The organism is Massilia sp. 01N410, from assembly GCF_056399665.1.
On record NZ_JBFTRV010000027.1, the window covers coordinates 16,425 to 37,781 of the forward strand.

Consider the following 21,357-nt stretch of genomic DNA (forward strand, 5'->3'; position numbering starts at 1 on the left):
ACACTGGCCGCGCCGCGTCGGATCTCCTATCAGGCTCCCTGAGCGCCGGTAGCAACCGGGCGCGCAGCATCTGCGCTCCACTCGCTCCACGATCCCGGGTACAACGCCGCGCCCGGCATGCCGGCCACTTCCAGCGCCAGCAGGTTGTGGCAGGCCGTGACGCCGGAGCCGCACTGCATGATGGCGTTGTTCGGATCGCCTACCGCCACGTCCAGTTCCGTCTTCAGCTGTTCCGGTGCCTTGAAGCGGCCGTCCGCCTGCAGGTTATCCTTGAAGAAGCGGTTCTTCGCGCCGGGGATGTGACCGCCGACCGGGTCGATGGTCTCGTTCTCGCCGCGGAAGCGGTCCGGTGCGCGTGCGTCGACGACCTGGCGGCCGCCATGTTCCACATTGTGCAGCACCGTGTTCACGTCCACCGTCGTCACCAGCGGCTCGCGCGCGGCGATGGTGCCGCGGGCAGGCGCCGACGGCGCATCGGTAATGACCGGCTGGCCGGCCGATTGCCAGGCCGGCAGGCCGCCGTCCAGCACGGCCACGGCTTCGTGGCCGATCCAGCGCAGCATCCACCACAGGCGCGCCGCGTACATGCCGCCGTGGGCATCGTAGGCCACGACCTGGGTGTTGTCGTTCACGCCCCAGCTGCGCAGCAGTTCGATGAAGTCATCCTTTTTCGGCAGCGGATGGCGGCCGCGGAAGGCGCCGCTTGCATCCCGCCTGGCGCCGGACAGCTCGTGTTCCATGTCGGCGAACAGCGCGTTCGGCAGGTGGCCGGCCGCATAGGCGTCGCGTCCGGCCGCCAGGTTCACCAGGTCGTGGCGGCAATCGACGATCACCCAGTCGGCGTCGTTGACGTGGGCGGCCAGGGCGGCGGGTTCGATCAGGGTCGTGTACACGGGCGGTCTCCTTAAAGTTCGCTGGCGATGGGATCGGTATCCTTGACGACGGCGCCTCGCGCCGTGCGCTTCGTATTGTAGAACGTCGCGGCGATGCCGGAGACCAGGATCACACCCATCCCCAGCCACACGTGCCAGTCGAACACGTCGCCCCACAGCAGCATCCCCCACAGGCTGGAGAAGATGATGCCGGTGTACTGCAGGTTGGCCACCACCAGCACCTTGCCGAGGCGGTAGGCGCGCGTCATCGCCATCTGCGCCAGCAAGGCCGGCACCCCGATCGCCACCAGCAGCAGGCCGCTATGCCAGGTATGCGTGTGGAAGGGCGTGGCCGGGCCGTTCTCGAGCAGCGTGCCGAAGAAGCCGGCTAGGCACGTGGTCAACGAAAAATAGAACACGACTCGGTATTCGGGTTCGCCCATCTGGCCCAGGTTACGCACCTGCATATAGGCCATCGCCGAGACGATCGAGGACGCCAGGCCGATCGCACCGCCCAGCCACTGGTTGGTCTCGACCGCCGGCCGCAGCACCAGGGTCACGCCGACGAAGCTCATCACGATGGCCATCACCAGCGGCCATTCGGTCTCGCCCTTCGCATGCCACCAGCCGATGAAGAACATCCAGGTGGCGAGCCAGATCGGCGCCATGTAGTTGAGGGTGACGGCGGTGGCGAGCGGCAGCTTGCCGATCGCGAAGAACCACATCCACAGCGAGATCACGCCGACCAGGCTGCGCGTCAGATGCTGACGGGGGAAGAGGGTGCGGAAGGTGCCGCCCTGCAGATGGATCGTGAGGAACAGGATGACGGTGCCGACCAGGCCACGGTACATCACGATTTCGGAGGTGGAGTAGAGGGGGGAGGCCAGCTTCACGCCCGCGCCCATGGCGGCGAACGCGAAGCTGGCGAACAACATCCAGAGAGCTGGCATTAAATTCCTGGTGGGACGTTTTCCAATTTACTGCGATACCACTCGTGGAAGTGCTGCATGCCGTCTTCCATCGGCGACTGGTAGGGGCCGACTTCGCTGACGCCGCGGTCCAGCAGGATCTTGCGGCCGGCATCCATGCGCAGGGCGATCTCGTCGTCCTCGACGCAGGTTTCCATATAGGCAGCGCGCTCGGCGTCGACGAAACCGCGTTCGAACAGCACGAACTCTTCCGGATAGTAGAACTCGACCACGTTGCGGGTCTTCTGCGGGCCCATCGGCCACAGGGTCGACACCACCAGCACGTTCGGATACCACTCGACCATGATGTTCGGATACAGGGTCAGCCAGATTGCGCCGTACTTCGGCGCCTGCCCGTTGTTGAACTTCAGGACCTGTTCCTGCCATGCCTTATAGGCCGGCGAGCCGGACTTCTGCAGGCCGCGGTGCACGCCCACGGTCTGGACGCTGTAGTCGGTGCCGAATTCCCAGCGCAGGTCGTCGCAGCTGACGAAGTTGCCCAGGCCCGGGTGGAAGGGCTCGACGTGGTAGTCCTCCAGGTAGACCTCGATGAAGGTCTTCCAGTTGTAGTCGCACTCGTGCACCTCGACGTGGTCGAACATATAGCCCGAGAAATCGAGGTCCCTGGTCACCGACAGCTGCTTGAGCTTGTCCATCACGTTGTAGCCGTTCTGTTCGAACAGCAGGCCGTTCCAGTTCTGCAGCGGCGTCTTCGACAGGTTCAGGCAGGGCGTGTCGGCAAAGTGCGGCGCGCCGATCAGTTCACCCTTCAGGTCATAAGTCCAGCGGTGCAGGGGGCAGACAATATTCTTGGCATTGCCGCGGCCATTGAACATCAGCGCCTGGCGATGACGGCAGACGTTGGAAAGCAGTTCGATGCCCTGCGCATTGCGCACCAGCATGCGGCCCTCGTTCTCCGACTTCAGGGTCGCGAAATCGCCCTTCTCGGGAACCATCAATTCATGCCCGACGTAGCGGGGGCCCTTCTGGAACAGGTGATGCATTTCGCGCTGCAACAGCGCTTCGTCGAAGTAGACATTTACCGGAAGCTGCGCGCACGAGCGCGCCAGCTTGGCGTGGGTAGCCAGATCGGACATCCCAACCCCCCTTTACAGATATCAGCCAAAGAAGAGAAAGAATCCGAGAACCAGTATTTTTTGGGGCGTTGAAAAACTTGCGGCTTTTCCTGCGCCTTAAAGAACGGAATACGGTATTTCGGAGACAGAACCGGAGATTATAGCCTGTAAAGGCTCATCCGGTCTCGGTCCCGCGCGAGCTTGTGGTGCGTGGATGCTCAAAAATTGCCGGAAATGCATCGTTTTCATGAATCGGTGGGCGCTTTGCGATAAAATGTGTCTTTGCTTGCAAGAGAACGGCAACTGTCGCGCCGTCACGCAGGGGTAGGATTGTTTACAATAAGCGATTAGACTGTTGCGCCTCGCGCATTGCCATTGCACTGCCGCCAGGCAAGTCGAGCCCCGAACCGATTAAAGTCATTATGCCAAATAAAACAAGCGCGGAGAGCGCTGGAGCGCCGGCCGCCGTTCCTCCCGAGTCTTTCGAACAGGCGATGGCCGAACTGGCCCAGCTCGTCACGCAGATGGAAGGCGGACAATTGCCCTTGGAAGCCTCGGTCGCTGCCTATGCCCGCGGTTCCGAGCTCGTGCGTTACTGTGCGGCCCAGCTGGAAAAGGTGGAGTCGCAGGTCAAGGTGCTCGAAGGCGAAATGCTGAAACCCTTCAGCGCCGACGGCGAGGACGCCGAATGAGCCCGACCGTGAGCGCCCAGCCCGATTTCCGCGCCTGGATGGAAGGCGTGCAGACCCGCACCGAGGCCGCGCTCGAGCGCTTCCTGCCCGCGACCGCCCGGATTCCGGCCAAGCTGCACGAAGCGATGCGCTACACGGTGCTGGGCGGCGGCAAGCGCGTGCGCCCGCTGCTGGCGCATGCCGCCGGTGAGCTGTTCGGCGCTAGCGAAGATGCCGTCGCACGCGCCGCCTGCGCGGTCGAGATGATTCACGCCTACTCGCTGGTGCACGACGACATGCCCTGCATGGACGACGACGCGCTCCGCCGCGGCAAGCCGACCGTGCACGTGGCCTATGACGAAGCGACCGCGCTGCTGGTCGGCGACGCGCTGCAGGCCCAGGCCTTCGAAGTACTCGCCGGCAGCGAGGAGGTCGCCCCGGCGCGCCTGGTCACGATGCTGCGCCTGCTGGCCGAGGCGGCCGGATCCGCCGGCATGTGCGGCGGCCAGGCGATCGACCTGGACAGCGTGGGCCTGGCCCTGACGCTGGAAGAGCTGGAGCGCATGCACCAGCTGAAGACCGGCGCCATGCTGCGCGTCTCGGTGCTGCTGGGCGCCCTGGCCGGCCGCGAGCTCGATGCGCGGGAGCTGGACGCATTGAAGGAATACTCGCGCGCGATCGGCCTGGCCTTCCAGGTGGTGGACGACGTGCTGGACGCGACCGAAGACTCGGCCACCCTCGGCAAGACCGCGGGCAAGGACGCGGCGGCGAACAAACCGACTTACGTAACGATTCTGGGGCTGGGGCCGTCCAAGGCGCTGGCCGAACAACTGCGGCAGCAGGCGCACGAAGCGCTGGCGCCGTTCGGAGAACAAGCACTGCGGCTGCGCGAACTGGCAGACCTGATCGTGCAGCGGAAGGCCTAAATGAAACTGCTAGATACCATCAACGACCCGGCGGACCTGCGCAAGCTCCCGCGCACCCAGCTGACCCCGCTGGCCACCGAACTGCGCCAGTTCCTGCTCGATTCGGTGTCCAAGACCGGCGGCCACCTCTCGTCCAACCTCGGCACCGTCGAGCTGACGATCGCGCTGCACTACGTGTTCAACACGCCGGAAGACCGCATCGTCTGGGACGTCGGCCACCAGACCTATTCGCACAAGGTCCTGACCGGCCGCCGCGACCGCATGCCGACGCTGCGCCAGCATAACGGCCTGTCCGGCTTCCCGAAGCGCGACGAGAGCGAGTACGACACCTTCGGCACCGCCCACTCGTCGACCTCGATCTCGGCGGCGCTGGGCATGGCGCAGGCGGCCAAGATCAAGGGCGAGAAGCGCAAGGCGATCGCCGTGATCGGCGACGGCTCGATGACGGCCGGCATGGCCTTCGAGGCCCTGAACAATGCCGGTGTCGAGGACGACGTCGACCTGCTGGTGGTCCTGAACGACAACGACATGTCGATCTCGCCGCCGGTGGGCGCGCTGAACCGCTACCTGGCGCGCCTGATGTCGGGCCAGTTCTACGCCGCCGCCAAGAACGTGGGAAAAAGCGTGCTGCCGGCGCCGATGCTGGAACTGGCCAAGAAGCTCGAGGAACACGCGAAAGGCATGGTGGTCCCGGCCACGATGTTCGAGGAATTCGGCTTCAACTACATCGGCCCGATCGACGGCCACGACCTCGACTCGCTGATCCCGACCCTGGAAAACATCCGCAGGCTGAAAGGCCCGCAATTCCTGCACGTGGTGACGAAGAAGGGCCAGGGCTACAAGCTGGCCGAGGCCGAGCCTATCCTGTACCACGGTACCGGCAAGTTCAATCCGAGCGAGGGCATCAAGCCCGCCACCGCGCCGTCCAAGATCACCTACACCGAAGTGTTCGGCAACTGGCTGTGCGACATGGCCGCCGCCGACAAACGCCTGGTCGGCATCACGCCGGCGATGCGCGAAGGCTCGGGCATGGTGCGCTTCCACCAGCAGTATCCGGACCGCTACTTCGACGTCGGCATCGCCGAACAGCACTCGGTCACCTTCGCCGCCGGCATGGCGACCGAAGGCGTCAAGCCGGTGCTGGCGATCTACTCGACCTTCCTGCAGCGCGGCTACGACCAGCTGATCCACGACGTGGCGCTGCAGAACCTGGACGTGACCTTCGCCCTCGACCGCGCCGGCCTGGTCGGCGCCGACGGTGCGACCCACGCCGGCAACTACGACCTGGCCTATCTGCGCTGCATCCCGAACATGGTCGTCATGGCGCCGTCGGACGAGAACGAGTGCCGCCAGATGCTGACCACGGCCTATCACTACCCGGGCCCGGCGGCAGTGCGCTATCCGCGCGGCGCCGGCGTCGGCGCCGCCATCCAGCAGGAGCTGACCTCCCTCGAGCTCGGCAAGGGCACCGTGAAGCGCGAGGGCAAGGGCGTCGCCATCCTGGCCTTCGGCTCGATGGTGGCCCCGAGCCTGAAAGCGGCCGAGGGCCTGAACGCAACCGTCGCCGACATGCGCTTCGTGAAGCCGCTCGACGTCGAGCTGGTCAAGCGCCTGGCCAAGGACCACGACTACCTGGTGACGGTGGAAGAGGGCTGCACCATGGGCGGCGCCGGCTCGGCCGTCGCCGAAGCATTGGCGCTCGAGGCCATCGTCAAGCCGCTGCTGATCCTGGGCCTGCCGGACAAGTTCATCGACCAGGGCGACCCGGGCGTGCTGCTGGCTTCCGTCGGCCTGGACGCGCACGGCATCGGCAAATCGATCCGCGAACGTTTCGGGATCGGCGAGCCGCGCCTGGTCGTGAACAACAACTGAGCAGAGACCGATCATGCTGATCGTCACCCACGGCGGCAAATTCCATGCGGATGACGCCTGGGCGGTTGCCGTCATCTACGTGCTGTATCCCGAGGCCGAACTGGTGCGCACGCGCGACCCGGTCATCATCGAGAGCGGCGACGTCGTGATCGACGTCGGCGGCATCTGGGACCCGGCCCTGGGGCGCTTCGACCACCACCAGAAGGGCTTCAGCGGCGCCCGCCAGACCGGCGTGCCGTATGCGAGCGCCGGCCTGGTGTGGCGCGAATACGGCGCCCGTTGCGTGGCCGCGCTGGCGGCGAAGCACACCGGCCAGCAGCTCAGCGACGAAACCGCCCAGCACATCGCCTACGCCATCGACGCCGACATCGTGCAGTACCTGGACCTGTCGGACGTCGGCGCGGCGAAAAATGCGCCGGGCGGCTACGGCCTGTCGGCGGTAATCTCCGGCTACAACCTGAGCTGGCTGGACGAGGAAAGGCTGGGCTACGGCGAGCGCGCCGACGCCTACCGCCTGAGCCAGTTCCGCCGCGCGATGGATTTCCTCGTCGACGTGATGGCGAACGCCGTCAAGTACCGCGTCGGCGCCTTGCTCGCGCTGGAGCAGGTGCGCAAGGCCGAGGTGCTGGAAGGCGGCCGGCTGCTCTACCTGAAGAACAGCGCGCTGCCCTGGAGCTCGGTGGTGCGCAAGGAAATGCCGAAGGTCCTGTTCGTCATCAGCCATAACATCGGCGAGCAGCGCTACATGCTGCACACGGTACCGGCCACCGCCGACACCTTCGAAGCCCGCGCCGACCTGCCGGCATCCTGGGCCGGCCTGCGCGACGCCGACCTGGCGCTTGTCACCGGCGTGCCGGATGCCGGCTTCTGCCACAACGGCCGCTTCATTGCTGCTGCCAAGTCGTATGACGGTATTCATGCGATGGCGTTGCAGGCGTTGAAGGAAGCGGGGCAAGACTAGCAACTCAAGAACGTCGTCCCCGCGAAGGCGGGGATCCAGGTTCGTTGCGGTTCGAAAAACTTGGGTTCCCGCCTGCGCGGGAACGACGTCACTTGAACAACTCCTCCGCCCGCCGATAAAGAATCCACGACGTCGCCACATACTTGTCGCCGCCATGCGGCACATGCCCCTTGTGCGTATGCGTGAAGCCTGCCGGCGCAATGATCAGGCGGCCCTGCCGCGCTTCCACCTTGCGGCCCTGGTACAGGAATTCGGTTTCGCCACCCTCGGCCACGTCGTTCAGGTAGAACTGGAACAGCAGCACCCGGTGCAGGGTCTCGCAGCTGGCGTTTTGCGGATAGATCTCGGAATGCCAGTGGTGGTAGCCGCCACTGGCGCGCAGGTACTTCTGCAGGTTGATCGGGCCGCAGCGTTACATCGCCTGCACCAGCGCGTCCAGGTGGGGGCGGCCGCATTCGTCGAAGTTGTCGAGCGAGAGGGCGACCGGCTGCCCGGTTTCCGGATGCGCGACCATCGGCGACAGCGCGCCCAGCACCAGCGCGCGGTAGCGGTCCACGTACTGCGCCAGGTGGCGCCGCAGGCTCGATGCCATCAGGCCGGCGACGTCATGCCACTCCGGGTACTGGGTGAGGGTGAGGTCCCAGCTGTCCTTCCTGGCCACGTCCACGCCGTTGCCGGTGCGGCCGCGCACGACCTTGTCGCTGGCCTCGAAGCGCTGCAGGATATGGGCGCATTGCTCGCTGCTCAGGGCGCCGTCGTGGATGCCGATGAAATCGTCTGTCATGGCGTTCCGTGGGAGGCCGCATGCTGGGCCGGCACGTGCAGCGAGCGGGCCAGCAGGTGGCCGGCCAGCCAGCCGGCCACCAGGCCGCCGATGTGGGCCGCGTTGTCGGTGTGCGGATACAGGAAGCCGGCGCCGATATTAAACAGCAGGAAGGGCCCGACCGAGCCGCGCAGGTCGCGCACCACGGTCGGCGGCACGCCGCTGTGCTCGCGGCCGATGAAGGCGAACAGGCCGCCGATGATGCCGAAGATCGCGCCCGAGGCGCCCACGCTGTTGACGGGGTGCTGGGAGACCAGGCCCCACAGCATGCTGCCAAGGCCGCCGCCGATGCCGGCCAGCAGATACAGGCCGGCGAAGCGCAGGCTGCCGAAGATGCGCTCGACCAGCTGGCCGGCCTGCCACAGCACCAGCATGTTCATCCCCAGGTGCAGCAGGCTGCCGTGCAGGAAGGCGGAGCTCAGCAGGCGCCACCACTGGCCTTCGCCCAGGGTCTTGCGCGGCAGGTTCGACCCCCATTTGACGAGCTGCTCGGCGAGCAGGGCAGGGGGCGCATCCGGCCACCACTGGCGCGCCGCGATCAGCTTGTGGATGCCCTGCTGCCACAGCTGCAGGTGGGCCTGCACCGCGGCCAGCGAGTCCCAGCCCGGCAGGGGCCTGAACCAGGGCATGCCGAAGCCCTTACGCTCCAGCCACATCAGGAAGAAGATGCCGATGTTGGCCGCCAGCAGGATCCAGATCACCGGCGTCGACGGGCTCCAGTAGTCGATGCGGTCATGGAAGACCTCGCGCTCGGCATGCGCCACCTCGAACTCGGGCGTGCAGCGCGAGGGGAGGGCCGCGGCGATGGCCTTCGCGGCATCGCGGCCGGCGGCGGAAAAGCCGACTTCCTGCATGCCCTGGACGCCGACCACGTCGAAGATCACGTCCTCGCCCGCGGTGCGCACGTTGACGATGTCGACCTTGCGCAGGCGCTCCTCCTCCTTCTTCGGAAAGCGGAACGAGCGGTGGCTGCTGCCGCGCACGTAGACGAAGTCGGGCTCGATCGCCAGCTGGCCGCGTCCCTGCAGCCGGAAGGGATTCGAGGGCCAGTTCGCGCCGCCCCGGTAGAACCGGACCTCGAAAACGCCGTCGGCCTTGCCGCTGTCCTGCATCTGCGGCGCCCCGTCAGCCGCGCTTGCGCTCGTGCTGCCACAGCACGTCGCTGCCGCCGCCGTGGCGGTTCAGCACGCGCGCCAGCACGAACATCAGGTCGGACAGGCGGTTCACGTATTGACGCGGCTGGGCGTTGATCGTGTCCGTCTTCGACAGCGCGACGATGCTGCGCTCGGCGCGCCGGCATACGGTGCGGCACACGTGGGCCGTCGATGCCGCGCGCGAGCCGGCCGGCAGGATGAACTCCTTCAGGATCGGCAGGTCGGCATTGTATTTCTCGAGCAGACCGTCCAGGCGCGCTACGTGCTCGTCCTTGATCATCTGGTAGCCCGGGATGCACAGCTCGCCGCCGAGGTCGAACAGGTCGTGCTGGATCGAGATCAGCTCTTCCCTGAGCTCGGCCGGCATGTCCTCGCACAGCAGCAGGCCGACGAAGGAATTCAGTTCGTCGACGTCGCCCAGCGCGGCGATGCGCGCGCTGTCCTTGCCGGTGCGGCTGCCGTCGCCGAGTCCGGTGCTGCCGTCGTCGCCGGTGCGGGTCGCGATTTTCGAAAGTCGATTGCCCATGCTTATGCCCTGCCTATAAAAAAAGATAGCGCGAGCATACGCCAAAATAGTGCAATAGTGCTTACAATCGGCTTATGATTCCCGCCATTCCAGTCGACCCCGAGCGCCGCCGCCAGGTGGCCAGCGCCCTGCGCGCCGTGCTCCCCGAGCGTTGCGTCCTGCACGACCCCGAAGATACCCGGCCGTACGAATGCGACGGCCTGGCGGCCTATCGCCAGCTGCCGATGATCGTGACGCTTCCCGACAACGAGGAGCAGGTGCTGGCCATCCTGAAGGTCTGCCGCGAGCTGAAGGTGCCGATCGTGCCGCGCGGCGCCGGCACCGGCCTCTCCGGCGGCGCCCAGCCGCTGGCCGACGGCGTGGTGATCTCGACCGCGCGCCTGAACCGCATCCTGCGCGTCGAACCCTATGCGCGCACCGCCGTGGTCCAGCCCGGCGTGCGCAACCTGGCGATCTCGGAAGCGGCGGCGCCCTTCGGCCTCTACTATGCGCCGGACCCGTCCTCGCAGATCGCCTGCACCATCGGCGGCAACGTGGCCGAGAACTCCGGCGGCGTTCACTGCCTGAAATACGGCCTCACGGTGCACAATGTGTTGCGCGTGCGCGTCTGTACGATGGAAGGCGATGTCATCGAACTGGGCGGCGAAGGCCTCGATTCGCCGGGCCTGGACCTGCTGGCCGTCTTCATCGGCTCGGAGGGCATGCTCGGCATCGTCACCGAAGTGACCGTCAAGCTGGTGCCGAAGCCGGCGCTGGCCCAGGTCATCATGGCTTCCTTCGACGACGTGGTAACGGGCGGCAACGCGGTGGCCAGCGTGATCGCGGCCGGCATCATCCCGGCCGGCCTGGAGATGATGGACCGCACCTCCTCGCGCATGGTCGAGCCCTTCGTGAAGGCCGGCTACGACCTCGAGGCGGCCGCGATCCTGCTGTGCGAGGCGGACGGCACCGGGCTCGAAGTGGCCGAGGAAATCGAACGCATGACGGAAGTGCTGCAGCAGGCCGGCGCCAGCGCCATCGCGGTGTCGCAGAACGAGGCCGAGCGCCTGCGCTTCTGGTCCGGCCGCAAGAATGCCTTCCCGGCCGCCGGCCGCATCTCGGCCGACTATTACTGCATGGACGGCACCATCCCGCGCAAGCATCTGGCCCACGTGCTGAGCCGGATCGAAGCGATGCAGGACACCTACGGCCTGCGCTGCGCGAACGTGTTCCACGCCGGCGACGGCAATATGCACCCCCTGATCATGTTCGACGCCAACAAGCCGGGCGAGCTGCAGCGCGCGGAAGACTTCGGCGCCGCCATCCTGGCCCTGTGCGTGGAGGTCGGCGGCACCATCACCGGCGAGCACGGCGTCGGCGTCGAGAAGATCGATTCGATGTGCGTGCAGTTCGGCGCGAACGAGCTGGAAGCCTTCTTCACGGTCAAGCGCGCCTTCGACCCGGCCATGCTGCTGAATCCGAACAAGGCGGTGCCGACCCTCCAGCGCTGCGCCGAAATGGGCAAGATGCGGGTCAGCGGCGGCGTGCTGCCGTTCGCGGACCTGCCGCGTTTTTGAAAGTGACGCTTTTGAAACTGACTATGCAGCAGACTCTTGAACGATTCCAGGACCAGGTACGGACCGCGGCCGCAGGCAAGGGCGCGCTGCGCATCCGCGGCGGCGGCAGCAAGGACTGGTACGGACAGCGCCTCGAAGGCGAGCTCCTCGACACGCGCGCCTATGCCGGCATCGTCGATTACGAGCCGACCGAACTGGTGATCACGGCGCGCTGCGGCACGCCCCTGGCCGAAATCGAAGCCGTGCTGGCCGAACGCAAGCAGATGCTGGCCTTCGAGCCGCCGCACTTTGGCGAAGGCGCGACCCTGGGCGGCACCATCGCCGCCGGCCTCTCGGGCCCGCGGCGCGCCAGCAGCGGCGCGCTGCGCGACTTCGTGCTCGGCGCGAAGCTGCTGGACGGGAAGGGCGACGTCCTGAGCTTCGGCGGCCAGGTGATGAAGAACGTGGCCGGCTACGACGTCTCGCGCCTGCTGGCGGGTTCGCTGGGCACCCTCGGCCTGCTGCTGGAAGTGTCGGTCAAGGTGCTGCCGCTGTCCTACCGCGAAGCCACGCTGCGCTTCGCGATGAACGAGGTCGACGCCATCCGCAAGCTGAACGAATGGGGCGGCCAGCCGCTGCCGATCTCGGCCAGCTGCTGGATTGACGGCGTGCTGGCGCTGCGCCTGTCCGGCGCCCGGGCCGCGGTCGATGCCGCCATCCGCTCGCTGGGCACCGCACACGGCGGCCACATCATGCCGGACTGCGAGGCCTTCTGGGCCAGCCTGCGCGAGCAGCGCCATGCCTTCTTCGACGGCGATGCGCCGCTTTGGCGGCTGTCGGTACCGTCCACCTATGGCGCCATCGTGCTGGGAGGTCCGCAGCTGATCGAATGGGGCGGGGCGCAGCGCTGGCTGCGCGCGGACGGCGATGCCGCGACAAGCGAGCGCATCCGCGCCACGGTGAAGGCCTGCGGCGGTCACGCGACCCTGTTCCGCGGCGGCGATAAAAGCGTCGGCGTGTTCCAGCCGCTGGCGCCGGCCGTGGCGAAGATCCATGAACGCCTGAAAGCCGGATTCGATCCGTCGAACATCTTCAACCCCGGCCGGATGTATTAAAGAACCATGCAAACGAACCTCGCCGATTTCATCAAGGGCACGCGCGAAGGAGAGGAGGCGGAAGCCATCCTGCGCGCCTGCGTGCATTGCGGCTTCTGCACCGCCACCTGCCCGACCTACCAGCTGTTGGGCGACGAGCTCGATGGCCCGCGCGGCCGCATCTACCTGATCAAGCAGGTGCTGGAAGGCGAACAGCCGACCCGCAAGACGCAGCTGCACCTGGACCGCTGCCTCACCTGCCGCAACTGCGAGAGCACCTGCCCGTCCGGCGTGAAGTACGGGCGCCTGGTCGACATCGGCCGCAAGGTGGTCGAGGAGCGCGTCGCCCGTCCGCTGGGCGACCGCGTGAAACGCACCATGCTGAAGGAATTCCTGCCGCGCGCAAGACTGTTCAAGCCGGCCTTCAAGGCGGGCCAGGCGGCGCGTCCGCTGCTGCCGCACGGCCTGCGCGACAAGCTGCAGCCGGCGCGCAGCGCGGGCGTCTGGCCGCGGCGCGAGCATGCGCGCAAGATGCTGGCGCTGGCGGGCTGCGTGCAGCCGGCGATGGCGCCCGATATCAACGCCGCCACCGCGCGCGTGCTCGATGCGCTGGGCGTGCAGCTGATCGAAGCCCCCAAGGCGGGCTGCTGCGGCGCGGTGCGCTACCACATGAACGACCAGGACGGCGGCCTGCAGGACATGCGCCGCAACATCGACGCCTGGTGGCCCTACGTCGACGGCGGCAAGGTCGAGGCCATCGTGATGACGGCCTCCGGCTGCGGCGTCACCGTCAAGGAATACGGCCACCTGCTGGCCCAGGATCCGCAGTATGCCGGGAAGGCGGCGCGCATCAGCGCGATGACGAAGGACCTGTCCGAAGTCATGCAGGATTTCGAAGGCGAGATCGGCGCCCGCCTGGCCGGCAGCATCAATGAACGCATCGCCTTCCACCCGCCCTGCACCCTGCAGCATGGCCAGCAGATCCGCGGCAAGGTCGAGGGCGTGCTGCGCGCCGCCGGCGTCGACGTGGTGCTGTGCGCGGACAGCCACCTGTGCTGCGGTTCGGCCGGCACCTATTCGGTGCTGCATCCGGAGATCGCGCATGCGCTGCGCGACCGCAAGGTCGCCAACCTGGAAGCCACCGGGGCAAAGGAAATCGTGTCCGCGAACATCGGCTGCATCACCCACCTGCAGTCGGGAACGCAGACGCCGGTCACGCACTGGATCGAACTGGTCGACCGCGCCCTGGCCGGGGCGCCGGGCCGATGAGGATCTTCGCAGCTTTGCTGCTGGTCTTGCCGATGGCGGCCCTGGCGGGGGAAGGGCAGGCGCACAAGCCTGCTGCCCATCACGCCGCCAAGCCGGCGCCCAAGCCCGCCAAGAAGAAGGCCGCCGGCGCCGACGAAGGCGCCGACGGCTTCCTGAACCTCTACGTCGAGCTGTGCGTGCGCCATTTCGGCGACCTCGACGAGTTCCGTGCCCGCCTGCTGCGCGACAAGGTGCCGAAGCTGCCGGCGGAAGACGCCAAGCCGTTCCTGGCCGGGATGGACGGCGACGCCTGGCCGGTGCCGTACAAGGGCAAGCTGGGGAATTACGTGCTGGCCCTGCCGGCCGGGAAGAACCTGTGCCTGCTGCACGCGCACCGTGCGAACGCCGCCGCGATCGAGAAGGGCTTCCTGGACATCGTCGCCGATGCGCCCAAGCCGATGGTGGCGAAGCGCGGCCCCAGCCGGGACGAGCTGAGCGCGGACAAGATCAAGATGCGCACCGTGTCCTCGACCTGGGCGCCGCCGGGCGCGCGCCGCAAGATGGAATTCATGCTCACCACCACGGCATCGCCCAAGGCCGAGCTGCAGGCGCTGGGTTCGGTGGCGATGATTGCCGACGGTCCGACGCGAAACGCAAGGCCGTGATAGGATCGGCGCCCCGAATTATGCAAGGCGGAGGTGCCATGAGTTTCGTGTTCCGGTTGATCTCGCAGGACGAGGATGCGGCGCCCTCGGTCGCGTTCCAGGACTCGATCGGCCCCGGCTACGTCGCGTTGTGGGAAGAAATCGGCGTCTACGATGCGCTCTACAACAGCGACGGCCGCGAGGCCCGCGAAGTCTCGCGCGCGATCGCCTACGGCATCGACCAGTTGAACGACGACGAATCGCTGGGCCGCATGCTGCCGGCCACGGCGCGGCAGGGGGAGGCGATCCGCTTCCTCGAGAACGTGCACCGCGGCTGCACCATCCACGCCTCGGCGCTGGTCGAGACCCGCTAGAGTACCGCTTCAAACAGCCACCAGGCCATGTCGAAACAAACCATTACCATCAGCGGCGAAACCATCGGCCGCGACCGCATCGAAGCACTGCTCGCCCAGCAAGCGCTGCTGGTATTCGAAGAATGCGATTTCCAGCAGGCCGACCTGTCGCGCCTGAACCTGCAGGACTGCGGCTTTGCCAACTGCGCCGTGGCCGAGACCTCCTTCTTTGCTGCCAACCTGGCGCGCACGCGCTGGCGGCGCTGCCGCGGCGGCCATGCCGATTTCGAGGCCGCCGACCTGGTCGACGCGCGCTTCGAAGCCTGCGACCTGAACAACACCAGCTGGCGCCGCGCCAAGCTGGCCTCCTGCAGTTACCGCGGCTGCAAGCTGACCGGCGCCAGCTTCGAGGAAGTCGGCCAGCTCGGCCTGTCCTTCGAGGATAGTCTGCTGATCGGCGCCGACCTGCGCCGCATGTCCTTCCGCAAGGCCAGGCTCACGGGCCTGGATTTTGCCGACGCCGACCTGTCCGGTTGCGACTTCCGCGAAGCCGTGTTCGAAGGCGGCAGCCTGCGCGATGCCCACATCAAGGACACGCGCTTCGACCATGCGGATTTGCGCGAGGCCGACCTCGGCGGGCTGAAGCTCTCGAACGCCAAGCAGTTCGCCGGCGCCACCATCTCGCCGCGCCAGGCGGCCGAACTGGTAAGGGCGATGGGCCTGAACGTCGCCTGAATCCGAACTCGGATGTAGTAAAATTACATCTCTTTTGTGGAGGTGTCAGCGATGCGCGTTCGTCCCCGTTTCAAGCCGGATTTCCGTTTGTTTGCCACGGCCCTGGCGGCCGCCCTCAGCCTGGCCGGCCAGTCCGCCTGGGCGCAGGCCGTGGTGGCCAGTGCGGCTTCGCCGGGCGACGTGCTCAGCGTCGACGTGCAGATCGACGGCATGGGCAAGCTGGGTTACGACATCAAGCGCCGCGGCAAGGAGATCATCGGCCCGTCGCGGCTGGGCTTCAACCTGGCCAATGCACCGAAGCTGGAGGGCGGCTTCAGCCTGCGCGCAAAGCAGGTCAGCGAGCATGACGACACCTGGGAGCAGCCCTGGGGCGAGCGCCGCTTCGTGCGCAACCACTACCGTGAGCTGCGCGTCGAGGTCGAGCAGAAGAACCGTGCCAACCGCGCGCTTGCCATCGTATTCCGCATCTACGACGACGGCGTCGGCTTCCGCTACGAATTCCCGGACCAGCCGCAGCTGCGCGACACCGAGATCCTCGACGAGCTGACCGAATTCGCGGTCGCCCAGCCGGCTACCGCCTGGTGGATCCCGGCCGGCGAGCTGCCGGGCCTCGAAGAACAGATCCAGAAGGCGCCGCTGGCGGAAATCGGCACCGCCAACACCCCGCTGACCATGCGCCTGGCGGACGGCACCCACCTCGCCCTGCACGAGGCGGCGCTGGTCGATTACGCCTCGATGTGGGTGCGCAAGGTCGAAGGACAGAAGCTGCGCGCCCAGCTGGCGCCGTCGAGCACCGGCCCGGCGGTGGTCCGGCATGGCGCCTTCACGACCCCGTGGCGCACGCTGCGCATCGCCGACGACGCGGCCGGCCTCTACATGTCCGACCTCGAGCTGAACCTGAACGAACCGAATAAACTGGGCGACGTGTCCTGGGTACACCCGTCGAAGTTCGTCGGCGTCTGGTGGAGCATGCACCTGCAGCACACGACCTGGAACGCGGGACCGAAGCATGGCGCCAACACGGCCAACGTCAAGAAATACATCGACTTCGCCGCACAGAACGGCTTCCGCGGCGTGCTGGTCGAAGGCTGGAACCGCGGCTGGGAAAGCGACTGGGGACACGGCGGCGCCGACTTCAGCTTCACCGAGTCCTATCCCGACTTCGACCTGCCCGCGCTGGCCGCCTATGCGAAGCAGAAGGGCGTGCGCCTGATCGGCCACCACGAGACCGGCGGCAACCTGCCGGCCTACGAAAAGCAGATGGACGCGGCGTACCGGCTGTATGCGAAGCTGGGCGTGGACAGCGTGAAGTCCGGCTATGTGCACGAAGCCGGCAGCATGCAGTTCCAGGGCCCGGACGGCAAGATCCACTTCGGCCATTACGATTCGCAGGAAGGCGTGCGCCACTTCCAGAAAGCGGTGCTTGATGCCGCGCGCTACAGGATCGCCGTCGACACCCACGAACCGGTGAAGGACACCGGCCTGCGCCGCACCTGGCCGAACTGGATCTCGCGCGAAGGCGCACGCGGCGTCGAATACAACGCCTGGGGCAATCCGCCGAACGCGGTCGACCACGAGGCCAAGCTGGTCTTCACCCGCATGCTGAGCGGTCCGATGGACTACACGCCGGGCATCCTCAGCCTGCTGGGCGCGGACGGCAAGGTGTTCAACTCGACCCAGGCCAAGCAGCTCGCCAACTTCGTCGTCATCTATTCGCCGATCGTGATGGCGGCCGACCTGCCGGAGAACTACGCCAGGTATTCGGCCGCCTTCAAGTTCATCCGCGACGTGCCGACCGACTGGGCCGAGACCAAAGTGATCAACGGTGCGGTCGGCGAATACGCCAGCATCGCGCGCAAGGACCGCAAGTCGGACGACTGGTACGTCGGCGCCGTCACCGACGGCCAGGCGCGCACGCTGACCTTCCCGTTGTCCTTCCTCGACCCGGGCAAGCAGTATGTGGCCGAAATCTATCGCGACGGCGATGCGGCCGATTACCGCAACGAGCATCGTTTCGACCTGGTGCTTGAAACGCGTATCGTGACCGCGAAGGACGTGCTGCAGCTGAAGCTGGCGCCGGGTGGCGGGCAGGCGATCCGCTTGACGCCGAAACGGTGAACCATAGAGAGGAATATCGCAAGGTGGCTGCGGTCTCGGCGCTCGATGCTAACGGCCGGGTCATGTGGACGGTGATCCGGTCGCGCTTGCGCGGCACAAGAACGAAACAGGTTTCAATTTTTTCGTCTGTTCACGTTACGTGAACGACGCAAAGAAATGAACAAACGCCACCCTGTGCCGTACTTGTCAGCTTACAGATTTACAATCTCATTGCCCCAGCAGCTTCTCGATCTCCCCCGCAATCTCCTCCGGCTTGGTCTGCGGTGCATAGCGCTTGGCCACCTTGCCGTCGCGCCCGATCAGGAACTTGGTGAAGTTCCACTTGATGCCTTCGGTGCCCAGCACGCCCGGCGCTTCGCCCTTCAGGTGCTTGAACAAAGGATGCGCATTGTCGCCGTTGACGTCGACCTTGGCGAACATCGGGAAGCTCACGCCATAGTTCTTTTCGCAGAAGGCGCCGATCTCTTCTTCCGAACCCGGTTCCTGCGAACCGAACTGGTTGCAGGGAAAGCCCAGCACTTCCAGGCCGCGGCCGTGCAGTTCGCGGTACACGGTCTCGAGCCCCTGGTACTGCGGGGTGAAGCCGCATTTGCTGGCGGTGTTGACGATCAGGAGGACCTTGCCGCGGTACTGGGCGAGGTCGACCGGCTTGCCGTCGAGTGAGGTGGCCTGGAAATCGAAGACATTCACGAAGGACTCCTGTAGTCAGTGTTGATCAGAGGATATTACCTGACCAGCGCAGTGAACGGATAAACATAGGCCTGCAGTGTCACCAGCACGCCGACCAGGCAGGCCAGCGCGATCGAGTGGAAGAACACGTAGCGCAGGATCTCGCCTTCGTGGCCGTACCACTTGGTTGCCGTGGAAGCCACCACGATGGATTGGGCATCGATCATCTTGCCCATCACACCCCCTGAGGAATTGGCCGCCGCCATCAGGACCGGGTTCAGGCCGAGCTGGGTTGCCGAAGTCTTCTGCAGGCCGCCGAACAGCACGTTGGAGGCGGTGTCCGAACCGGTCAGCGCGACGCCCAGCCAGCCGAGCAGGGTGCCGAAGAAGGGATACAGCACGCCGGTGTTGGCGAAGGCCAGGCCGAGGGTCGAATCGAGGCCGCAATAGCGGGTGGTATAGCCGAGCGCCAGCATGGCGGCGATGGTCAGCAGCGAGAAGCGCATCAGCTTGAGCGTGGCCCAGTAGACGGCGAACAGTTCGCGCACCTTGTAGCCCATCACCAGGCCGGAAATGACGGCGGCGGCGAGGATGCCGGAGCCGGTGGCGGACAGCCAGTTGAGCGTGTACACGGCGGCCTCCGCAGTCGGCTTGCTGGCCACCGGCGGCATCTTCTGCACCACCTTGTGCAGCGCCGGCCAGTCGTACTTGAAGACCGAGATACCGTCGAGCATCTTCTTCCACTCGGGTATGCCCCACAGGAACACCAGCACCGACAGGATCAGCCAGGGCAGCCAGGCCCTCAGCACGGCCGAGCGTGGATGGTTGTGGACCAGCGGCGCGCGACCCGTTGCACCGCCGCCGCCGGTGCCGTTCGTATCGGAATCGGGATCGGCGCCGGCATAGGCGCCGCCGCCTGCACCCGCCCCTGCACCGGCGTAGGCTCCCATGCCTGCACCGGCGCCAGCTCCAGCTCCAGCACCGGTACCAGCGCCTTCATAGGCTTGGGTAGCGGTTTCCGTACTGGACTTGAGTTTGCCCGCGGCGTCATGCCAGAGCGTCGCCGGCTTCCACACTTTCAAGAATAGCGTCAGGCACAGCATCGACATGAGCGAGCCGCCGACGTCGACCAGCCACGGGCCGTGAAAGTTCGAGATCAGGTATTGCGGGACGGCAAAGGTCACGCCCGCCACCAGGGCCGCCGGCCAGATCGCGGCCATGCCGGCAAAGCCGCAGAAAGCCCAGATCAGCCAGAACGGCACCAGCACCGAAAAGAAGGGCAGTTGCCGGCCGACCATGCCCGACAGTTGAAGCAGGTCGAGGCCGGTGACGCCGGCCAGCGCGATCAGCGGAGAGCCGAGCGCGCCGAAAGCCACCGGCGCCGTGTTGGCGATCAGGGACAGGCCGGAGGCGGCCAGCGGCGCAAAGCCCAGGCCGATCAGCATGGCGCCGGTCACGGCCACCGGCGTGCCGAAGCCGCCCGCGCCCTCGAAGAAGGCGCCGAAGGAAAACGCCACCAGCAGCAATTGCAGGCGGCGGTCGGTGGTGATGCCGGTAATCGATTCCTGCAGAATCTTGAAGTAGCCCTTACGCTCGGTGAGCTGGTACAGGAAGATCACGTTCAGGATGATCCAGCCGATCGGCAGCAGGCCGTTGGCGGCGCCATACAGGGCGGCCGATATCGCCGTCGGCGGCGGCATTGCATACGCGAAAATTGCCACCAGCAGTGCGCTGGCGAGGCCAAGCAGGGCGGCGATATGCGCCTTGATGTGGAAGAAAGCGAGCGCCGCGAGCATCACGGCGACGGGGATGGCTGCCGCCAAGGTCGACAGGACGGCGTTGCCCAAGGGGTCATACACCTGATGCCACATGATCGTCTCCCGGGATGATCGATTGGCCTACGTGTATGACATTATGGAACGCGCTGGCGCGTTTTCATAGATACATTCTTTGTGCGCGTCGCCAGCCGGCCACTTCAGACGATGCCGAGATGCTCCGTCCCCGCCGACAAATCGCGGTTCTTCGCGTGCTTGCTGTTGAGCTTGATGTTCAGGCGCAGGTCGTTGACGGAGTCCGCGTTGCGCAGCGCATCCTCGTAGCTGATCTTGTCCGCCTCGTAGAGATCGAACAGGGCCTGGTCGAAGGTCTGCATGCCGAGTTCCCGCGACTTCTTCATGATCTCCTTGATCTCGTGGACTTCGCCCTTGAAGATCAGGTCGGAGATGAGCGGCGAGTTCAGCATGATTTCGATCGCGACCACGCGGCCCTTGGCTTCCTTCTTCGGGATCAGGCGCTGCGAGATCAGGCCCTTCAGGTTCAGCGACAAATCCATCAATAATTGCTGGCGGCGCTCTTCCGGGAAGAAGTTGATGATGCGGTCCAGCGCCTGGTTGGCGCTGTTGGCGTGCAGGGTGGCCAGGCAGAGGTGGCCGGTTTCGGCGAAGGCGATCGCGTGTTCCATCGTTTCGCGGTCGCGGATCTCGCCGATCTGGATCACGTCCGGCGCCTGGCGCAGCGAGTTCTTCAGCGCGGCCTCGAAGCTGTCGGTGTCGACGCCCACTTCGCGCTGGGTGATCACGCAGTTGCGGTGCGGGTGGACGAATTCGACCGGGTCTTCGATGGTGATGATGTGGCCGTAGCTGTTCTCGTTGCGGTAGCCGACCATCGCCGCCATCGTCGTCGACTTGCCGGAACCGGTGGCGCCGACCATGATCACCAGGCCGCGCTTGGCCATGATCACGTCCTTCAGCACCCCCGGCAGTTCGAGGTCCTCGAATTTTGGAATCGTCGTCGTGATCACGCGCAGCACCATGCCCACGCAGCCCATCTGCATGAAGGCGGAAACGCGGAAGCGCCCCAGGTCGCCGGGGCTGATCGCAAAGTTCGCTTCTTTCGACAGTTCGAAGCCGGCGGCCTGCTTGTCGTTCATGATGGCGCGCGCCAGGTCGGCCGTGTGGCTGCCGTTCAGGGCCTGGTTCGAGACCGGCGTCATCCTGCCGTCGATCTTGATCGCGGGCGGGAAGCCGGCCGTGATGAAGAGGTCGGAGCCGCCCTTGCCGACCATCAGGCGCAGCAGGTCGAACATGAATTTGGAGGCCTGGTCGCGTTCCAT

General features: G+C 66.1%; 21 protein-coding genes. 11 read left to right on the top strand and 10 right to left on the bottom strand.

What is annotated here, in order from left to right; genetic code table 11:
* Window positions 1–29: 29 nt before the first annotated feature.
* The 3 genes from AC1DOP_RS24975 to AC1DOP_RS24985 are packed head-to-tail and all read right to left on the bottom strand — an operon-like array spanning window position 30 to window position 2,937.
* On the bottom strand, window positions 30–893 hold the full coding sequence (locus tag AC1DOP_RS24975; RefSeq protein WP_477253946.1) for a sulfurtransferase: 864 nt from the start codon (window positions 891–893) through the stop codon (window positions 30–32).
* An 11-nt stretch (window positions 894–904) separates the two neighbouring features.
* On the bottom strand, window positions 905–1,822 hold the full coding sequence (locus tag AC1DOP_RS24980) for a DMT family transporter (RefSeq protein ID WP_442124198.1): 918 nt from the start codon (window positions 1,820–1,822) through the stop codon (window positions 905–907).
* Window positions 1,822–2,937, bottom strand: a complete 1,116-nt coding sequence (locus tag AC1DOP_RS24985; RefSeq protein WP_442124199.1) for an aromatic ring-hydroxylating oxygenase subunit alpha — start codon at window positions 2,935–2,937, stop codon at window positions 1,822–1,824. The genes AC1DOP_RS24980 and AC1DOP_RS24985 overlap by 1 nt, the downstream gene beginning before the upstream one ends.
* A gap of 401 nt (window positions 2,938–3,338) precedes the next feature.
* Here AC1DOP_RS24985 and AC1DOP_RS24990 point away from each other — a divergent pair, with 401 nt between their 5' ends.
* From AC1DOP_RS24990 to AC1DOP_RS25005, 4 genes are read left to right on the top strand one after another with little or no spacing between them, the layout of a single operon-like run.
* The gene (locus AC1DOP_RS24990; RefSeq protein WP_442124200.1) at window positions 3,339–3,608 is read left to right on the top strand and encodes an exodeoxyribonuclease VII small subunit; all 270 of its coding nucleotides are present in this window, start codon (window positions 3,339–3,341) and stop codon (window positions 3,606–3,608) included.
* The gene (locus tag AC1DOP_RS24995) at window positions 3,605–4,513 is read left to right on the top strand and encodes a polyprenyl synthetase family protein (protein ID WP_477253949.1); all 909 of its coding nucleotides are present in this window, start codon (window positions 3,605–3,607) and stop codon (window positions 4,511–4,513) included. The genes AC1DOP_RS24990 and AC1DOP_RS24995 overlap by 4 nt, the downstream gene beginning before the upstream one ends.
* On the top strand, window positions 4,514–6,385 hold the full coding sequence (gene dxs, locus AC1DOP_RS25000) for a 1-deoxy-D-xylulose-5-phosphate synthase (RefSeq protein WP_477253951.1): 1,872 nt from the start codon (window positions 4,514–4,516) through the stop codon (window positions 6,383–6,385).
* A gap of 13 nt (window positions 6,386–6,398) precedes the next feature.
* A complete protein-coding gene (locus tag AC1DOP_RS25005) occupies window positions 6,399–7,346 on the top strand; it encodes an MYG1 family protein (protein WP_442124203.1) in 948 nt (315 codons plus the stop codon).
* An 88-nt stretch (window positions 7,347–7,434) separates the two neighbouring features.
* Here AC1DOP_RS25005 and AC1DOP_RS25010 read toward each other — a convergent pair whose 3' ends face one another.
* The 4 genes from AC1DOP_RS25010 to AC1DOP_RS25025 are packed head-to-tail and all read right to left on the bottom strand — an operon-like array spanning window position 7,435 to window position 9,849.
* Window positions 7,435–7,746 carry a 2OG-Fe(II) oxygenase gene (locus AC1DOP_RS25010; RefSeq protein WP_477254007.1) on the bottom strand — a complete coding sequence of 104 codons (312 nt, stop codon included), beginning with the start codon at window positions 7,744–7,746 and terminating at the stop codon, window positions 7,435–7,437.
* 12 nt (window positions 7,747–7,758) lie between these two features.
* Window positions 7,759–8,130, bottom strand: a complete 372-nt coding sequence (locus tag AC1DOP_RS25015) for a hypothetical protein (RefSeq protein ID WP_477253954.1) — start codon at window positions 8,128–8,130, stop codon at window positions 7,759–7,761.
* Window positions 8,127–9,281, bottom strand: coding sequence for a rhomboid family intramembrane serine protease (locus AC1DOP_RS25020; protein WP_477253956.1), 1,155 nt, complete (start codon window positions 9,279–9,281; stop codon window positions 8,127–8,129). The genes AC1DOP_RS25015 and AC1DOP_RS25020 overlap by 4 nt, the downstream gene beginning before the upstream one ends.
* A gap of 13 nt (window positions 9,282–9,294) precedes the next feature.
* Window positions 9,295–9,849, bottom strand: coding sequence for a cob(I)yrinic acid a,c-diamide adenosyltransferase (locus AC1DOP_RS25025; RefSeq protein ID WP_442124207.1), 555 nt, complete (start codon window positions 9,847–9,849; stop codon window positions 9,295–9,297).
* Window positions 9,850–9,923: 74 nt separating this feature from the next.
* On the opposite strand from AC1DOP_RS25025, the gene AC1DOP_RS25030 reads away from it, so the two are divergent.
* The 7 genes from AC1DOP_RS25030 to AC1DOP_RS25060 are packed head-to-tail and all read left to right on the top strand — an operon-like array spanning window position 9,924 to window position 17,576.
* Window positions 9,924–11,405: an FAD-linked oxidase C-terminal domain-containing protein gene (locus AC1DOP_RS25030; RefSeq protein WP_442124208.1), complete on the top strand. Its 1,482-nt coding sequence runs from the start codon at window positions 9,924–9,926 to the stop codon at window positions 11,403–11,405.
* 23 nt (window positions 11,406–11,428) lie between these two features.
* Window positions 11,429–12,499: a glycolate oxidase subunit GlcE gene (gene glcE / locus AC1DOP_RS25035; protein WP_477253958.1), complete on the top strand. Its 1,071-nt coding sequence runs from the start codon at window positions 11,429–11,431 to the stop codon at window positions 12,497–12,499.
* A 6-nt stretch (window positions 12,500–12,505) separates the two neighbouring features.
* Complete coding sequence (gene glcF, locus AC1DOP_RS25040; protein WP_442124210.1) at window positions 12,506–13,747, top strand: glycolate oxidase subunit GlcF; 1,242 nt, start codon at window positions 12,506–12,508, stop codon at window positions 13,745–13,747.
* Window positions 13,744–14,391 carry an NMCC_0638 family (lipo)protein gene (locus tag AC1DOP_RS25045; RefSeq protein WP_477253961.1) on the top strand — a complete coding sequence of 216 codons (648 nt, stop codon included), beginning with the start codon at window positions 13,744–13,746 and terminating at the stop codon, window positions 14,389–14,391. Before glcF ends, AC1DOP_RS25045 begins: the two co-directional genes overlap by 4 nt.
* A 38-nt stretch (window positions 14,392–14,429) precedes the next feature.
* Window positions 14,430–14,744: a hypothetical protein gene (locus AC1DOP_RS25050; RefSeq protein ID WP_477253963.1), complete on the top strand. Its 315-nt coding sequence runs from the start codon at window positions 14,430–14,432 to the stop codon at window positions 14,742–14,744.
* Between the two features lie 27 nt (window positions 14,745–14,771).
* A complete protein-coding gene (locus tag AC1DOP_RS25055; protein ID WP_477253965.1) occupies window positions 14,772–15,458 on the top strand; it encodes a pentapeptide repeat-containing protein in 687 nt (228 codons plus the stop codon).
* 51 nt (window positions 15,459–15,509) lie between these two features.
* Window positions 15,510–17,576 (top strand): glycoside hydrolase family 97 protein, encoded by a 2,067-nt coding sequence (locus AC1DOP_RS25060; RefSeq protein WP_477253967.1) that lies wholly within the window; start codon window positions 15,510–15,512, stop codon window positions 17,574–17,576.
* Window positions 17,577–17,783: 207 nt separating this feature from the next.
* Here the strand turns inward: AC1DOP_RS25060 and AC1DOP_RS25065 are convergent, their stop codons facing one another.
* The 3 genes from AC1DOP_RS25065 to AC1DOP_RS25075 form a co-directional block, all read right to left on the bottom strand.
* Entirely contained in the window at window positions 17,784–18,266 is a 483-nt protein-coding gene (locus AC1DOP_RS25065; protein ID WP_477253969.1) for a glutathione peroxidase, read from the bottom strand.
* A 35-nt stretch (window positions 18,267–18,301) separates the two neighbouring features.
* Window positions 18,302–20,116, bottom strand: a complete 1,815-nt coding sequence (locus tag AC1DOP_RS25070; protein WP_477253971.1) for an L-lactate permease — start codon at window positions 20,114–20,116, stop codon at window positions 18,302–18,304.
* Window positions 20,117–20,220: 104 nt separating this feature from the next.
* Window positions 20,221–21,357 carry a PilT/PilU family type 4a pilus ATPase gene (locus tag AC1DOP_RS25075; protein WP_477253973.1) on the bottom strand — a complete coding sequence of 379 codons (1,137 nt, stop codon included), beginning with the start codon at window positions 21,355–21,357 and terminating at the stop codon, window positions 20,221–20,223.

Coding starts and splice junctions, on each gene's coding strand:
- AC1DOP_RS24980 (WP_442124198.1), bottom strand. CDS start 1,822: ATGCCAGCTCTCTGGATGTTGTTCGCCAGCTTCGCGTTCGCCGCCATG.
- AC1DOP_RS24985 (WP_442124199.1), bottom strand. CDS start 2,937: ATGTCCGATCTGGCTACCCACGCCAAGCTGGCGCGCTCGTGCGCGCAG.
- AC1DOP_RS24990 (WP_442124200.1), top strand. CDS start 3,339: ATGCCAAATAAAACAAGCGCGGAGAGCGCTGGAGCGCCGGCCGCCGTT.
- AC1DOP_RS24995 (WP_477253949.1), top strand. CDS start 3,605: ATGAGCCCGACCGTGAGCGCCCAGCCCGATTTCCGCGCCTGGATGGAA.
- dxs (WP_477253951.1), top strand. CDS start 4,514: ATGAAACTGCTAGATACCATCAACGACCCGGCGGACCTGCGCAAGCTC.
- AC1DOP_RS25005 (WP_442124203.1), top strand. CDS start 6,399: ATGCTGATCGTCACCCACGGCGGCAAATTCCATGCGGATGACGCCTGG.
- AC1DOP_RS25015 (WP_477253954.1), bottom strand. CDS start 8,130: ATGACAGACGATTTCATCGGCATCCACGACGGCGCCCTGAGCAGCGAG.
- AC1DOP_RS25020 (WP_477253956.1), bottom strand. CDS start 9,281: ATGCAGGACAGCGGCAAGGCCGACGGCGTTTTCGAGGTCCGGTTCTAC.
- AC1DOP_RS25025 (WP_442124207.1), bottom strand. CDS start 9,849: ATGGGCAATCGACTTTCGAAAATCGCGACCCGCACCGGCGACGACGGC.
- AC1DOP_RS25030 (WP_442124208.1), top strand. CDS start 9,924: ATGATTCCCGCCATTCCAGTCGACCCCGAGCGCCGCCGCCAGGTGGCC.
- glcE (WP_477253958.1), top strand. CDS start 11,429: ATGCAGCAGACTCTTGAACGATTCCAGGACCAGGTACGGACCGCGGCC.
- glcF (WP_442124210.1), top strand. CDS start 12,506: ATGCAAACGAACCTCGCCGATTTCATCAAGGGCACGCGCGAAGGAGAG.
- AC1DOP_RS25045 (WP_477253961.1), top strand. CDS start 13,744: ATGAGGATCTTCGCAGCTTTGCTGCTGGTCTTGCCGATGGCGGCCCTG.
- AC1DOP_RS25050 (WP_477253963.1), top strand. CDS start 14,430: ATGAGTTTCGTGTTCCGGTTGATCTCGCAGGACGAGGATGCGGCGCCC.
- AC1DOP_RS25055 (WP_477253965.1), top strand. CDS start 14,772: ATGTCGAAACAAACCATTACCATCAGCGGCGAAACCATCGGCCGCGAC.
- AC1DOP_RS25060 (WP_477253967.1), top strand. CDS start 15,510: ATGCGCGTTCGTCCCCGTTTCAAGCCGGATTTCCGTTTGTTTGCCACG.
- AC1DOP_RS25070 (WP_477253971.1), bottom strand. CDS start 20,116: ATGTGGCATCAGGTGTATGACCCCTTGGGCAACGCCGTCCTGTCGACC.
- AC1DOP_RS25075 (WP_477253973.1), bottom strand. CDS start 21,357: ATGGAACGCGACCAGGCCTCCAAATTCATGTTCGACCTGCTGCGCCTG.